We start from the raw sequence: 14,874 nt of genomic DNA, 5'->3' as shown, positions 1-14,874 counted from the left end.
GCAAGCAACGAGGGCTACGGCGTGTCGCCAACCGATCCGAGAAATCTCGCGCTATTGCTCACCAGTTCGCCTCAACAGTCTCCCCAACCCCACCCGCCCCATCGCCCGGATCACGTCCACGGGGCAACAGCACACGCCGGAACAGATCTCGCCCGCAACCACAGGTATGGCTATGGGCGGCTGCGTGATGTGTCCCACCCGGAACAGATCTCGCCCGCAACTCAGCGGGTGACCGGGGTGTCCGGTGCGCTCACGTCGATCGCCGTCGGGCCTGTCTTGAGCAGCGCGCGCAGGATCGCGACCTTGCGGGTCGGCTGGTCCGCTCCACCCCAGACGACGTCGACCTCACCGAGCTTGAAGGTCACGAGGTTGGCGCTGCTCACGGAGATCGTCGTGATCTGGTCCGCCAGGTCAGCCGGCAGTGCACGGATCAGCGAGAGGGCAGCTTTCAGGGCGTCCTTGGAGGATCCCGCATCCGAGCTGGCGGTCACCAGCGGGACACCGGCCGGTGGTGCGCCCACCTGGTCGTAGGCCACCCCGGTGGCATCGACAACCTCTAGTTGACCCTGAGAGTTCTTGAGCACAAGAGCGGGCGTGCGAGGCCGCACCGTGATCGTGATGGTGGCCGGCCACGACCGGCTCGTTCGAGCTTCCGCGACGGTCAGTCGACCCCTGACCCGGTCGGTGATGGCTCCGGTGTCCACCTGCATCATCGGCTGCCCCAGCGGCACCTTGGCCACGTTCTCCACAGCCGCGGCCTCCTCGCCCCCGACGCCCTCGACGTGCACGTCGCGGACGACGACGTACGGGCTGAACCACAGCAGCCAGATGACCCCGGCCATGATCGCTGCGGCAAGCAGGCCGATCAGGACACGGCGCCACGGGGCTCGTCGGCGGGCCCTGGCTCGGGCTGCGAAGCGGTCGACACTGCTGGCGCGTTCGGCGTGTGCACGCACTCCTTCGCCCAGCGGGCGGGAACGAGCCTCGGTCCCCGAGGTCATCGGCGCGACCCCAATCGCTCGAGGATGTGCGGCGCAATCACTGTGATGTCACCGGCGCCGATGGTGAGGACGACGTCACCCGGCTTCGCGATGCTCGCGACCCACTCGACGGCCGCGTCCGGCGACAGGACGTCAGCTCGCCCCGCCAGCCGGTCGGCGATGAGCCGTGAGTCCACCCCGGGGATCGGCTCCTCCCGCGCGCCGTAGATGTCGAGCAGGGCGATCTCATCGGCAGGCGCCAACCCGGCGGCGAAGCCCTCGGCGAAATCCCTGGTCCGGCTGTAGAGATGGGGCTGGAAGATGGCAATCAATCGACCGCCACGGTCGTGAGCGATCTTGGTCGCGGTCGCGACCACAGCCTCCACCTTGCCGGCGTTGTGGGCATAGTCGTCGACGACCGTGATCCCACCAGCCTCACCGATCACCTCGAATCGGCGTCGTGCGCCGGCAAAGCGCGCAAGTCCCGCGATTACACCGTCGGGGTGGGCGCCAACTCCCTCCGTCGCGCAGAGGTATGCCGCGCAGGCATTGAGCACGTTGTGGGCGCCCGGCACCGCCAGGGTCATCGTGCGTTCCACTCCACCCGGGTCACGGAACGTCGTGGTGCTTCCCGTGCTCGCCAACGCCGACTCGAGGATGACCAGGTCCGCGTGCAGGGCATGACCATAGGTGAGGACCCGCCGGTCCGACACCTGCGCCGCCAGCGCATTCGATCCCTCGTCGTCTGCGCAGGCCACGACGAGCCCACCGGGGGGCACGGTCGCCGCGAACGCGGCATACGCGGCGCGGACGTTGTCGAAGGTTCCATAGAAGTCAAGGTGGTCCGGTTGCACGTTCGTGATCGCCGCCACGTGGGGGTGATAGACAAGGAAGCTGCCGTCGCTCTCGTCCGCTTCGATCACGAAGGGCGAGTCGGCGTGCCAGTCCGCATTGGTGCCTCGGTCTGCGAGTTCCCCACCCGAGGCGAACGACGGGGATGCGCCGGCCCCATCGAGGGCGGCGATCAGGAGAGAGGTCGTCGTGGTCTTGCCGTTCGCCCCCGCCACGGCGAGCCGCACCTGGTCCCAGGCCGTCGCCGCCAAGGCCTGGCTTCGGTGCATGATCCTGAGACCTTGCGATTTGGCCTGTGAGAGTTCAGGGTTCGAGTCCCTGATGGCGCTCGAGATGACAACCGTGTCGGCTCCCTCGAGGTGACGCCGGTCGTGTCCCACCCACACTCGGGCTCCCTCGGCGGCAAGGGCACGCAGCAGGGGCGAGTCCTTGGCATCGGAACCCTGCACCGGGATACCGCGGGCCATCAGCAGACGCGCCACGGCGGACATCCCCGCGCCCCCGATGGCGATGAGGTGCACGGTCCCGAGGTCCTCCACCCGCGGTGGCACACCCGAGAAATCAAAGCGGTCGTTGATCCCGTTCACGTCAGCGCCGCACCGTCCGTGCCGCGCGGTGAACGAGATCGGCGAGCAATTGGTCACCACCGCGCTCCCCCACCGAGGCCGCCGCGCTGGCCATTGCGGCCAGTCGAGTGGAATCCCGCAGCAGCAACGGAAGGTTGTCGCACACCCAATTTGCGGTCATCCTTGCGTCGTCGACGAGGATCCCGCCACCGGCCGCGACGACAGTGCTCACGTTCAAGCGCTGCTCGCCGTTGCCGATCGGGAGGGGCACATAGACCGCGGGCAGCCCAACCGCGGTGAGTTCACACACCGTGTTGGCTCCGGCGCGCCCGACGACAAGGTCGACCGCGGCATACGCCAGGTCCATCCGGTCGGCATAGGGCACGACGACGTAGGGCGGTTCGCCATCGCGGGCGGCGGAAACCTCGATCTCCTTGCCCTGACCGGTCACGTGGAGGACCTGGACGCCGGCCGCCCGCAGGGCGCTCACCGACGCTTCGAACGCGGCGTTGATCCGCGCTGCACCCAAGGACCCACCCGTGACCAGAACGGTCGGCCATTGCGGGTCGAGACCGAAGTGCGCCAAGGCCTTCGGGCGCAACCCGGGCCGGTCCAGGAGGGCGATCTCGCGGCGCAGCGGCATACCGGTGACGACCGCCCGTGGGAGGGGCGTGTCGGGGAAGGTGACCGCCACGTGGGTGGCGAAACGGGCGCCGAGGCGGTTGGCGATGCCGGGTCGCGCGTTCTGCTCGTGGACGACGATCGGTATGCCGCGGCGACGAGCAGCAAGGTAGGCGGGAGTCGAGACATACCCGCCGAACCCCACAACCACGTCGGCATCGATGTCCTCGATCGCGGTCGCTGCTGCACGAACGGCAGCCCCCAGGTTTCGGGGCAGTCGAAGCAGGTCTGCCGAAGGCTTGCGGGGTAACGGCACCTTGGGCACCAGGGCCAGGTCATAGCCACGGCCGGGCACGAGTCGAGACTCCAGACCTTCGGCCGTGCCCAGCGCCGCAATGGTCACCGTGGGGTCCTCTCGGCGCAGGCAGTCGGCCAGCGCCAGAAGTGGTGAGACGTGTCCGGCGGTTCCGCCTCCGGCGAGAAGCACCGATCGCGCCGTCATCCCGGCCGCGCTCACTCCGATCGCCGCCCGCGTGAGGTCGCGACCGTGGCGGAGCGGCGCAGGATCGAGGGGCGGCCGGCCAATTGCTTGGCACAGTCAGGTTCGTGACGCGCGAAGGCGATGAGCATCCCGAGGATGCCCATCGTCGTGATCAGGGAGGAACCGCCCGAGGACACCAGCGGCAGCGGCACCCCGATGACCGGGAGCAGGCCGATGACGGCCCCGATGTTGACCATCGCCTGAGCGACGATCCACGCCATGGCTCCCGCGGTGGCGAGGCGGACGAACATGTCCTTTGAGCGGAGCACCAGGCGGTAGCAGGCGTAGGCGAGCAGGCCGAAGAGCAGCAGGATGAGCAGGGTTCCCGGTAGGCCGAGTTCCTCACCGATGATGGCGAAGATGAAGTCGTTGTGCGGCTCGGACAGCCACTGCCATTTCTCGCGGGAGGCGCCCAGGCCGAGCCCGAACCATCCACCGTCGGCGAGGGCGAAGCGGCCTTGCATGGGCTGTCGTGCTGCCCCGAACATGTCGGTGTCCCGACCCAACCACACGTCGAAACGGCCGAGCCGGTTCGGACTCGAGATGACGAACGCGCTGGCGATCACACCGAAGACGAGGGCACTGGCGAGGAACCATCGCAAGGGGACCCCGGCTGCCCAGAGGGTGGCCGCGATGATGGCAGCGAGGATGATGCTGGTGCCCAGGTCGCCGCCGAGGAGCACCAAGGCCAGCGCGATGGCGGCCCCGGGGACGAGGTAGGGGACCACGACATGGCCGATCTGGCCGAGTTTGTCGCGTTTGGCCGTCAGGGCCAGAGCCCCGAAGAGGACCAACCCGAACTTGACCAACTCCGAGGGCTGGATCGACACCGGCCCGAAGCGGAGCCAGTTGCGGTTGCCGTTGACGGTGGTGCCGATGAAGGCCACGAGCAACTGCAGGACGAGAGCGCCCCCGAGGATGGGAAGGGCGAGCTTCTTCCACAGGGGCACGGCGATCCGGCTCGCGATGAGCAGCCCCACGGTCCCGATGCCCGCATAGAGCAACTGGCTGCGGAAGATGGTGAAGGCCGAGCCGGACTTGCTCTGTGTCAACGAGGTGATGGCGGAGGCCGACAACACCATGATCAGACCGAAGACGACCAGGATCGCGGTCGTCGCGAGCAGCAGGTAGTAGGTCGTGGTCGGCGACTCGAAGCGCCCGAACCAATGACGAACCCGTGCGAACCGTGAGCCGGACGCCCGAGCCTTGGCGGCCGTGCTCGTCATGGCTACTCCCCCGCCGCGCGGGCCAGCCTGCGCACGGCCGCCACGAAGGCATCACCACGGGCACCGTAGTTGTCGAACATGTCCATGGATGCGGCGGCCGGCGCGAGCAACACGACATCGCCCTCGTGGGCGAGGTCTGCGGCCCGGGCAACGACGAGATCCATGGCTCCAGTGTCCGTGGCGGCAAGGTCGACGACCGGGACATCGGGCGCGTGTCGGGCCAGCGCGTCGGCGATCTTGGCGCGGTCCTGGCCGATCAGCACGACCCCGCGCAAGCGATCTGCGTGCTCGCGCACGAGCTCGTCGACCTCGGCTCCCTTGAGCAGGCCACCGGCGACCCAGACGATCGACGCGAAGGCGGCCAGGCTCGCCGAGGCGGCATGCGGGTTCGTGGCCTTGGAGTCATCAATGTAGCGAACACCGCCGACGATGCCGGCCTCGGCGATCCGGTGCGGCTCGGGCCTGAAGGCCCGCAGTCCGTCACGTACCGCGATCGGCGGTATGCCGTGGGCGCGCGCGAGAGCGGCCGCGGCCAAGGCGTTGGCCACCTGATGCGGCGCCAAGGTGGGTGCTTCGCCACGGACGTCGTCCAGGGTGGCCAGTTCCGCGGCCGAGGTGCGGCGTTCCTCGACGAACGCACGATCGGCGAGGACATCATCGACGACGCCGAGCATCGACAGGTCCGGGACCCCGAGGGTGAAACCGATGGCGCGACACCCCTCCTGGACCTCCGCCTCCTCGACGAGACGCCGAGTCGTCGGGTCCTGGTCGTTGTAGATGCACGCGACCTCAGTGCGCTCGTAGACCTTGCCCTTGGCCTGGATGTAGGCCTCCAGGGACCCGTGCCAGTCGACATGGTCCGGCGCGATGTTGAGGCACACAGACGCGCGGGCGGCGATCGACTCCGACCAGTGCAATTGAAAGCTGGAGAGTTCCACCGAGAGAACGTCATACGGCGTGGGATCCATGATCGCCTCGAGGATCGGCGTGCCCACATTGCCGACACTCATCGCGCGCAGGCCAGCGGCTCGCAGCATCGAGGTGAGCATCTGGGTCGTCGTGGTCTTGCCGTTGGTCCCGGTGATGACCAGCCACGGTGCCGCGCCCTCGGCCGGGCGCAGCCGCCAGGCGAGCTCCACCTCGCCCCAGATGGGCAGGCCGGCGGCAGCCGCGGCGGCAAGTAGCGGCTGGTGGGGCGCCCAGCCCGGTGAGGTGACGACCAGGTCGAGGTCGTCGGTGGGCAGGGAGGCGACCTGCTCGGGGCCGAAACGCAGGTCGGCCCCGAGGATGTCGAGGATTCGGGCGCGCTCACCCAGAGCGATGTTCTCGCTCGGGGCTCCTGCATCCACGACGACCACGTGCGCGCCACGCTCCAGGAGGGCATCGGCGGCCGCGAAGCCACTGATCCCAAGACCCGCCACGAGCACCCGAAGGCCGCGCCAGTCGGCGTCGCGATGGGTCAGCGTGGCCGTGCGCCCGACGGCGCTCGGCGGGACGGTCATGAGCCGCCCACCACCCACTCCGCATAGAACAGGCCCAGACCGAGAGCCACGCACAGTCCGGCAATGATCCAGAACCGCACGACGATCGTCACCTCTTGCCACCCGAGCAACTCGAAGTGATGTTGCAGTGGCGCCATGCGGAAGACCCGTTTGCCCGTGGCCTTGAAGGACGCGACCTGGATGATCACGGACAGCGTGATGATGACGAAGAGCCCGCCGAGGATGATGACGAGAAGTTGGGTCCGCGACGTGATCGCCAGGCCGGCCATGAGGCCGCCCAGCGCAAGCGATCCGGTGTCCCCCATGAAGATCTTCGCGGGCGAGGTGTTCCACCACAGGAAGCCGAAGCAGGCACCCATGGCGGCCGCTGCCACGGTGGCCAGATCGTGCGGGTCACGGACCTCGTAGCACTTGAGCCCGGGGTTGAACTGGCAGTTCTGGTTGAACTCCCAGACACCGATGAGGATGTATGCCGCGAAGACCATCACCGACGCGCCCGTCGCCAGGCCGTCGAGTCCGTCGGTGAGGTTCACGGCATTCGAGGTGGCCGCGACGATGAGGTTCGCCCAGATGATGAAGAGGATGAGCCCGCCGACCGTCCCCGCGAAGGCGAGGTCCAGGTTGGTGTCGCGGACGAAGGAGACCTTGGTCGAGGCCGGGGTCCGGTTGGAGCCATTGGGGAACTGCAGCACGAGGACCGCGAAGAGCACGGCAACGAGGGTCTGGCCGGCGAGTTTCTGCTTCGAGCGCAGGCCCAGGCTGCGCTGCTTGGAGATCTTGATGTAGTCATCGAGGAACCCGACCAGGCCCAGCCCGGTCATGAGGAACAGCACGAGGATCCCGGACCAGGTGGGTTGGGTCCAGAAGGCCAGGTGCGCGGCGCCATAGGCCAGCAGGGTCGACAGGACGATGACGGCGCCACCCATCGTGGGCGTGCCGCGCTTGGTGTGGTGCGAGGTGGGGCCGTCGTCCCGGATGAACTGGCCGAAACCTCGCTTGACCAACACCTTGATGAAGGCCGGGGTCCCGAAGAGGGAGATGATGAGCGAGACGACCGCGGCCACGAGGACGGTGAGCACTCTCAGCGCCCTCCTTCCGGGTCGGGGTCTGTGGTCGCGGCTGCGACCTCTTCACCGAGCCACCGTAGTCCTGCGTCCCGGCTCGACTTGAACAACACGACGTCACCGGATCGAAGTTCTGCCTCCAGCAGTGCTCCGGCCCGGGCTGCGTCGGCGACCCAACGGACCACGGTCGCGGATCCGGTGGCACCTCCCACCATGGCGCGCGCGCCGTCGCCGACGACGAGCAGTTCGTCCACCCCGGTGTGCGCGGCATGGGCACCGATGGCCTCGTGCTCGGCCTCCGACTCCTCACCGAGCTCGAGCATCGAGCCGAGCACCGCCCACGTGCGTCGCCCGGACGCCATCGCGGCCAGTGCCTCGAGGGCCGCGCGCATGGAATCCGGGTTCGCGTTGTAGGCGTCGTTGACGACCGTCACGCCGTCAGACCGGACGGTCACCTCCATCCGCCACCGGCTGATGGGGCGGGCAGCGGCCAGCGTGTCCGCGATGTCGGCGAGCGACATGCCGACCTCGCGGGCGACCGCGGCCACGGCGAGCGCGTTGCCGACGTGGTGCCGTCCGACCAAGTCCAGGGCCACAGGCACCTGGCCCTCGGGGGTGACCAGGTCGAAGCGGGGCCTGCCTCTGTCGTCGAGGTCGACGTGCTCGGCCCGAACGACGCAGTCCGCAGCCTCACCGACGAGCACGACCTGTGCGCGCGTCCGGGCGGCCATCGCCCGAACGGCGGGGTCGTCGCCGTTGAGGACGGCGACCCCGTGAGCAGGCAGCGCCTCGACGAGCTCGGCCTTGGCGACGGCGATGGCCTCCCGCGAGCCGAACTCACCCATGTGGGCGGTGCCGACGTTGAGCACGACCCCGATTCGGGGGGGCGCGATCTGGGTGAGATAGCGGATGTGCCCCAACCCTCTGGCCCCCATCTCCACGACGAGGTTGCGGGTCTCCGGGCGCACGCGGCATACCGTCAGGGGCACGCCCACCTCGGAGTTGAACGATCCTTCGGGGGCAATCGTCGGACCGGTGAGGCGCAGGACCTCGCCGAGGAGGTCCTTGGTGCTCGTCTTTCCACTCGAGCCGGTGATCCCGACGACGAGCAGGTCCGGATGCGTGTCGATGACCCAGCGGGCGAGGCTCGCGAAGGCCGCCTGCACGTCGTCGACGACGACCTGCGGCACCTCATCCGGAGCGACGCGAGACACGAGCGCAGCGACGGCCCCGTTGGCGAGCGCCGACGGGATGAAGGCATGACCGTCAGCATGCTCGCCGATGCGGGCGACATACAGCGAGCCCGCCTGGGCCGCCCTGGAATCGGTGACGACGTCACCGGTGACCAGGACCGCGTCGGGGTCATCGGTCCCGACGACCACTCCACCGGTCAGCGCAGCGATCTGGGCCAAGGTCACGGGGATCACGCCGAAGCCTCCCCCAGTTGCGTGGCGGCGGCCTCGAGCGCACTGAGGGCTTCGGCCCGGTCGTCGAAGGGGTGGACCTCACCGCCGATCTCCTGGCCGGTTTCGTGGCCCTTGCCCATGATCGCGACCAGCGCCGTGGCCCCGGGCGCATCGCCCCCTGGCTCGACGCCGGCCGCGATGGCCACGGCCCGGGCAATCGCTTCCCGTCGATCACCCACCTCGAGAACAGTCCCGCCGCCGGTCTCGGCGCGCGCACCGCGCAGGACGGCCTCCCTGATCGAGCCCGGGTCCTCCGAGCGCGGGTTGTCGTCGGTGACTATGACGACGTCGGCGAGGGCAGCTGCCCGTCCCATCGCTGCGCGCTTGTCGCGGTCCCGGTCACCACCGGCGCCGGTCACGCACACCAGGGTTCCCGCGGTCACCGGTCGAAGGGCCTCCAGGGCGGCCCGGATCGCGTCCGGTGTGTGCGCGTAGTCCACGACAACCGCCGGCAGGTCGTCCCGACCGTCGTCCACCACCACCCGCTCCATGCGTCCCGGCACGTGCGGGTCCGCCAGGACTGCGCGTTGAGCCGCCGCGCCGTCCACTCCCAGGAGGAGGAGAGCGGCGGCGGCCATGGCGGTGTTCGTGACGTTGAAGGCGCCCGGCAGCGCGGACACCAAGTGCAGTTCGTCACCGCGCCCGCGCAGCACGAATCGGTGGGGGTCGTGGGGGTCGACGGTCACGGTCCAGTCGGCCAGTCCCCCGGGTTGCGTGGTCAGGGTGTCGATCGGGATCTCGCTCTGCCCGGCCAGTCGCAGGCCCCAGTCGTCGTCGACGCAGACCAAGCCGGACTGCGATCGTGCAGGCGTGAAGAGCGAGGCCTTCGCCGCGAAGTAGTCCTCCATGTCGTGGTGGAAGTCGAGGTGATCCTGGGAGAGGTTGGTGAAGAGCGCCAGGTCGTAGATCACTCCGTCCACCCGGTGCTGGGACAGGGCGTGGGACGACACCTCCATCACGCAGGCGTCCATCCCACGTTGCGCCATCGTGGCGAGCAGCGCGTGCAGGTCGGGAGCCTCGGGGGTGGTGCGCACGCTGCGCACCCGCTCATCCCCGATACGGGTCTCGACCGTGCCGATGAGGCCGACCTGCCGACCCAGGGCCACCAGAGCCGAGTGGATGAGGTATGCCGTGGTCGTCTTGCCGTTCGTCCCCGTGATCCCGATCAGCGGCATCTTGAGGCGGTCGGTGCCGTAGACAAGGGCACTGAGGTGTCCGAGCACCGCGCGCGGCTCCGGGTGGACCAACACGGGCAGGACCACCCCCTGCTCGGCCACGAGCTGCGCGCCGACCGGGTCGGTCAGAATCGCTGTCGCACCGGCATCCCGGGCCCCCGACGCAAAGCGGGCGCCGTGTGTCGTGGCGCCCGGCAGCGCGGCATACAGGTCACCGGACTGCACCGAACGCGAGTCGAGCGTCACCCCGGACACGACAGTGTCGGGGCCGGCCGGTGGGTCGACACTGAGGGCGTTCGCGAGCACAGCGATCGAGGTCGACCCGGCAGGGGTGGGTCGCAAGGCGGTCACGGTCTCGGACCCTACCCGCCCGAACCCTTGGGCTTGTTACGCAGCGTGGTCGGGTCGGCCTCGGCCGCTGAGGGCTCGACGTCCAGGACCAGTTGTGGCGCGGCCGTGCCGGTCGGTGGGATCTTGAGTTCCTGGAGCGCATACGTCATCACGTCATGGAACACCGGGCCCGCCGTCGACCCGCCGAAGTAGCCGTTGGTGGGCCGCTGAAGGATCACCGCGACGACGATCTGGGGGTCATCCGCGGGGGCGTAGCCGATGAAACTCGCGGTCTTGCCGCTGTAGCCGCCGACCGTGGGGTCGTAGCGGTCAGCCGTGCCGGTCTTGCCGGCGACCCGGTAGCCCGCGATCTGTGCCTGGGGGGCGGTGCCGTTGGGGCTGACGACTCCTTCGAGCATCTCGCTGACCTGCTTGGCGACCTTCTCGTCGACGACCCGGCTGCCCTTCGACGCCGGTGTCTGCTTGACGGTGCCGTCCTTGTCCGTGGTCGACTCGATGAGCCGTGGCTCGACGCGAACCCCGTTGTTGGCGATCGTCTGGAAGACACCAGCGGCCTGGATGGCCGTGACGGAAAGTCCCTGACCGAAGGCCACCGTAGCCCGTTGAGTGCCACTCCAGTCCTCTGACTTGGTCAGCAGACCGGCGGACTCCCCCGGGAAGCCGGTGCCGGACTTGGTGCCCAGTCCGAACTTCCGGAAGTACTCCTCGAGGCGCTTCGGGGTCAGGGTCTCACTGACCAGAACCGTTCCGATGTTGCTGGACTCGGCGAGAACGCCTGTAACAGTTCGATACTCGGTCGGGTGCGCGTGAGAGTCGTTGAAGACCTGGTCGTAGCGAGGGAGGGTCGGGGGGACGATGACCGGGGTGTCGGGAGTGACAGTGCCGTCCTGCATGGCCGCGGCAATCGTCATGAGCTTGGCCGTCGAGCCGGGCTCGAAGACCTCGCCAAAGGCCTTATTCGTCAGGCTGCCGTTGGCGCGGCCGATGTCATTGGGGTCGTAAGTCGGGTAGGACGCGACAGCCAGCAGGTCACCGGTCTTGGCGTTCATCGCGACGACCGTGCCGGACAGGGCGTTGGTCTGCTCCATCTTCTGGGCGAGAGCGTTCTGGGCATACCACTGCAGCCCGGAGTTGATCGTCAGTCGCACATCGGTGCCGTTGACGGCCTCCTTGCGGGTCTGGCCGGCCGCCGGGATGACTTCGCCGGTGGCCGAGGTTTCGTACTCGACCTGGCCGACGGTGCCCTGCAGCGTGGCGTCCATCAACTGCTCGACACCACCCCCCGCCTTGCCGTCGTTGGTGACGAACCCGACGAGCGAGGCGGCTGCCGGTCCGGTCGGATAGGTCCGCTGGGGCACGGACACGTCAGCGCCAGGTGTCTGGTCCTTGTAGATCCCGGGGATGCGCAGGTCGGCGATCTTGCGCCAGGTGAGGGGCGTTGCCTGCCGCTCGAGGATCCGATAGCGGGCCGTGCCGGTGAGGTTCTCGCGAAGCTTGGCCTCGTCCTGGCCCAGGAGCGGGGCCAGGGCAGCCGCTGCCTTGCCCACCGCCTCCCCCGAACTGGCGTCGTCGCATTTGTTCTTCTTGGTCTGATAGGTGCAGATGGCAGTCAGGTCGGCCACCACGGTGATCCGCTCCTGACTGGCCGCCAGAACGACCCCGTCGGAGGACAGGATCTGACCCCGAAGGGCGGGGATGGCGACGGTGGCCGTGCGCTGCTTGCGGGCCTCGGCGGCCACCGCCGAGGCGTCAAAACCCTGGATCCGGACCAGTTGAGCGGCGAAGATCGACAACACGAAGGCCACAGCGATGAGCAGCGTCCGCATCCGACGGTGTGGGGGCACCAGGCGCTGAGGTCGCCCGGGCCGCTGCGACCACCTCGAGGTGGGCCCCTTCGGTCGGCGCGGACCGCCCCCACCGGTCGCGTGAGCACGAGGAGACGGACGACCCTTGGCGGTGGTCTTGGCGGCCACGGGCCTCCTCGGCGTCGCTGCCCGCCCAGGCGCGGCCGGTCGCGGGCTCTCGGGAGTCCGTGAGCGCGACACCGGGCGAGCGGCGCGACTCTCAGTGCTGCCGCCCGTGGACCTGGCGGGTCGCCCACCTTGTCGACTGCGTGGGGTCGCCGAACCACCACGGCCAGCGCCCGGGGGCGTCCTGGGTGGGGTCACGGTCTGGCTCCGTCGAGGTCGATCAGTTGGTCGGGGCGGGTGGCGCAGGCTGCGCGGGTGTCGATTCGGGTGCGGTCGGTGTCGCGGGGATGGGCGTGCGGGAGGTGGTGCTGGTCGTGGCTCCCGTCGCACTGTCGACGCTGGTGACCGTGCTCTCCACGACATCGCCACGCACCATCGTCACGGTGGTCCGGGTCACCGTGCCCTCGGTGGTCACGGTCGTCCCCGACTCCGGGACGGGCGGTGCGGCCGGGGCCGCGGCGGTCGCCTGCTCCGCCGGTGCTGCGGGTGTTGCCGGTGATGCGGGTGCTGCTGCTCGGGCCGATCCGGCCTGAGCCACCACCGTAAAACCGGTGTCCGCTGCGGCGGGTTCCGCCACGCCGAGGACCTGGCCATCGCTGATCCGCAGGAAGGCCGCACTCGTCGACGGGACCATCCCGAGGTCGAGCGCCCGCTTGGCCAGTTCGGCAGGAGCGCTCTGGGCATCGACCGCGTGCTGCAGGGCCGTGCGGGTGTCCGAGAGCTCGTCGGCCCGGTCCTGCAGCCGGCTGACGGTGAACGCCCCGGTGGCCATGGACGTGTTGAGGAGCAACACCGCCACGAACCCCGCGGTGAGCAGCACCAGGCAGGTCGCGACCAGCCCGGCGTGGCCCGGAGGCGCCGGCGCGATGAGCCTCAGCGGCCGTGGCGCCTTGGTGGCCCCCGAGCGCGGCAGAGCGCGTGCCGTCGCCATTTGGCTCATCGCGTCGATCCCTTCGTCGTGGTGATTCGTTCGGCGGCCCGCAGCCGGACCGAGGCAGATCGGGGGTTCTCGGCGACTTCGGTGGCGTCGGCCTCCTCGGCGCCTCGGGTCAGTAGCCGCAGGTATGCCGCGTGCTCGGGCAACTCGACCGGCATCCCCTTGGGGGTGCGAGAGGTGGCCCCCGCCACGAGCGCTCGCTTGGTGATGCGGTCCTCGAGCGAGTGGTAGGACAGGACCGCGATGCGGCCGCCGACCCCGAGGGCCTCGATCGCGGCAGGAAGGGCGCGCTCCCAGACCGCGAGTTCGCCGTTGACCTCGATGCGCAGCGCTTGGAAGGTCCGCTTGGCGGGGTGGCCACCGGTGCGTTGCGAGGCTGCCGGAACGGCATCCCGAAGCAGGTCGACCAGACGCCCAGACGTGGTGAACGGCTCCTTCTCCCGCTCCCGGACGATGGCCGAGGCGATGCGTCCGGCGAACCGCTCCTCGCCGTAGTCGCGCAGGATGCGCGCGAGGTCGGCCGCGGCATACGTGTTGACGACCTCCGCCGCGGTGAGCCCCGACTGCTGGTCCATGCGCATGTCGAGGGGGGCGTCCTGGGCGTAGGCGAAGCCGCGGTCGGCCTCGTCGAGTTGCAGACTCGAGACCCCCAGGTCGAAGAGGATGCCGTCGACCTGCGGGACATCGAGGTCGACGAGCAGGTGGGCAATGTCGTCATAGACGGCGTGGACGGTGGTGAAGCGGTCACCGAATGCGGCCAGACGCTCACCGGCGAGGGCCAACGCCTCGGTGTCCCGGTCGATGCCGACCACCCGCGCGTTCGGGCAGGCCGTGAGCAGGGCCTCGCTGTGGCCGCCCATGCCGAGCGTCGCATCGACGAGGACAGCCCCCGGACGCGCCGCGGCCGGAGCGAGCAACTCCACGATGCGATCGCGCAGAACCGGAACGTGGCGCTGGGCGGCCGGTCCGCGGGTGGCGTTCATCGCGTGTTCCTTCGACGGGCTGGGTCTGGGTGGCGGTGCGTCCCCGTGCCCGGGTCCCCATCCGGTCGGGCCCGGCGCGGGGGAAGTCGCGTCGGGATCGTCCGGCTGGAGGCCGAGGAACGGGGTCGTGGGGGTCGGGCGGGCAGGCTGGGCGGGCGGCGTCAGATCAGTCCTGGCACGACCTCCTCGGAGGTGTCGGAGTAGGCCTGCTCGTGCTCGGCGAGCCAGGTCGTCCAGGCGTCGGTGTCCCAGACCTCGATACGGCTGCCCTGCCCGATGACCGTGCAGTCCTTGGTGAGTCCGGCGTACTGCCGCAAGTGAGCGGGAATCGTCACCCGCCCCTGCTTGTCGGGGACCTCGTCCGAGGCGCCGGAGAGAAAGACCCGCATGAAGTCGCGGACATTGCGATTGGTGGTGGGGGCCTCGCGCATGGCCGTCGTGACCTGCTCGAACTCGGCGATCGGGAAGACGAACAGGCAGCGCTCCTGGCCTCGGGTGACGACCAGGCCGCGCTCCAACTGGTCGCGGAACTTGGCGGGGAGGAAGAGCCGTCCTTTGTCGTCCAACCGCGGCGTGTGCGTCCCGAGGAACACCGACCCTCACCTCCCCTGACATCGACCCTTCACGACCTCTCGCCGCC

At 69.3% G+C, this 14,874-nt stretch carries 12 protein-coding genes; all 12 read right to left on the bottom strand.

The window, feature by feature from the left end; translation table 11 throughout:
• Positions 1-221 precede the first annotated feature (221 nt).
• The 12 genes from BN10_RS02605 to mraZ all read right to left on the bottom strand — a co-directional run bounded on the left by BN10_RS02605 (position 222) and on the right by mraZ (position 14,827).
• A complete protein-coding gene (locus BN10_RS02605) occupies positions 222-1,001 on the bottom strand; it encodes a cell division protein FtsQ/DivIB (RefSeq protein WP_010849606.1) in 780 nt (259 codons plus the stop codon).
• Entirely contained in the window at positions 998-2,419 is a 1,422-nt protein-coding gene (murC, locus tag BN10_RS02600) for a UDP-N-acetylmuramate--L-alanine ligase (RefSeq protein ID WP_040750840.1), read from the bottom strand. The genes BN10_RS02605 and murC overlap by 4 nt, the downstream gene beginning before the upstream one ends.
• Before the next feature lies 1 nt (position 2,420).
• Positions 2,421-3,521: an undecaprenyldiphospho-muramoylpentapeptide beta-N-acetylglucosaminyltransferase gene (gene murG / locus BN10_RS02595; protein WP_040750838.1), complete on the bottom strand. Its 1,101-nt coding sequence runs from the start codon at positions 3,519-3,521 to the stop codon at positions 2,421-2,423.
• Positions 3,522-3,532: 11 nt separating this feature from the next.
• The gene (gene ftsW, locus BN10_RS02590) at positions 3,533-4,786 is read right to left on the bottom strand and encodes a putative lipid II flippase FtsW (RefSeq protein ID WP_010849603.1); all 1,254 of its coding nucleotides are present in this window, start codon (positions 4,784-4,786) and stop codon (positions 3,533-3,535) included.
• A gap of 2 nt (positions 4,787-4,788) precedes the next feature.
• The gene (gene murD, locus BN10_RS02585) at positions 4,789-6,288 is read right to left on the bottom strand and encodes a UDP-N-acetylmuramoyl-L-alanine--D-glutamate ligase (protein ID WP_010849602.1); all 1,500 of its coding nucleotides are present in this window, start codon (positions 6,286-6,288) and stop codon (positions 4,789-4,791) included.
• Positions 6,285-7,367, bottom strand: a complete 1,083-nt coding sequence (gene mraY / locus BN10_RS02580; protein ID WP_010849601.1) for a phospho-N-acetylmuramoyl-pentapeptide-transferase — start codon at positions 7,365-7,367, stop codon at positions 6,285-6,287. The genes murD and mraY overlap by 4 nt, the downstream gene beginning before the upstream one ends.
• A gap of 2 nt (positions 7,368-7,369) precedes the next feature.
• The gene (locus BN10_RS02575; protein WP_010849600.1) at positions 7,370-8,779 is read right to left on the bottom strand and encodes a UDP-N-acetylmuramoyl-tripeptide--D-alanyl-D-alanine ligase; all 1,410 of its coding nucleotides are present in this window, start codon (positions 8,777-8,779) and stop codon (positions 7,370-7,372) included.
• Positions 8,776-10,344, bottom strand: a complete 1,569-nt coding sequence (locus tag BN10_RS02570; RefSeq protein WP_010849599.1) for a UDP-N-acetylmuramoyl-L-alanyl-D-glutamate--2,6-diaminopimelate ligase — start codon at positions 10,342-10,344, stop codon at positions 8,776-8,778. Before BN10_RS02570 ends, BN10_RS02575 begins: the two co-directional genes overlap by 4 nt.
• An 11-nt stretch (positions 10,345-10,355) precedes the next feature.
• The gene (locus BN10_RS02565) at positions 10,356-12,170 is read right to left on the bottom strand and encodes a peptidoglycan D,D-transpeptidase FtsI family protein (protein ID WP_010849598.1); all 1,815 of its coding nucleotides are present in this window, start codon (positions 12,168-12,170) and stop codon (positions 10,356-10,358) included.
• Positions 12,171-12,534: 364 nt separating this feature from the next.
• Entirely contained in the window at positions 12,535-13,254 is a 720-nt protein-coding gene (locus BN10_RS17160; protein ID WP_010849597.1) for a hypothetical protein, read from the bottom strand.
• Positions 13,251-14,234 carry a 16S rRNA (cytosine(1402)-N(4))-methyltransferase RsmH gene (gene rsmH / locus BN10_RS02555; RefSeq protein ID WP_010849596.1) on the bottom strand — a complete coding sequence of 328 codons (984 nt, stop codon included), beginning with the start codon at positions 14,232-14,234 and terminating at the stop codon, positions 13,251-13,253. The genes BN10_RS17160 and rsmH overlap by 4 nt, the downstream gene beginning before the upstream one ends.
• Before the next feature lie 161 nt (positions 14,235-14,395).
• Entirely contained in the window at positions 14,396-14,827 is a 432-nt protein-coding gene (gene mraZ, locus BN10_RS02550) for a division/cell wall cluster transcriptional repressor MraZ (protein ID WP_010849595.1), read from the bottom strand.
• Between the last annotated feature and the right edge of the window lie 47 nt (positions 14,828-14,874).

Origin of the sequence: Phycicoccus elongatus Lp2 (assembly GCF_000367525.1) — a bacterium.
GTDB lineage: Bacteria > Actinomycetota > Actinomycetes > Actinomycetales > Dermatophilaceae > Phycicoccus_A > Phycicoccus_A elongatus.
This window is presented reverse-complemented; position numbering and strand designations above follow the sequence as displayed.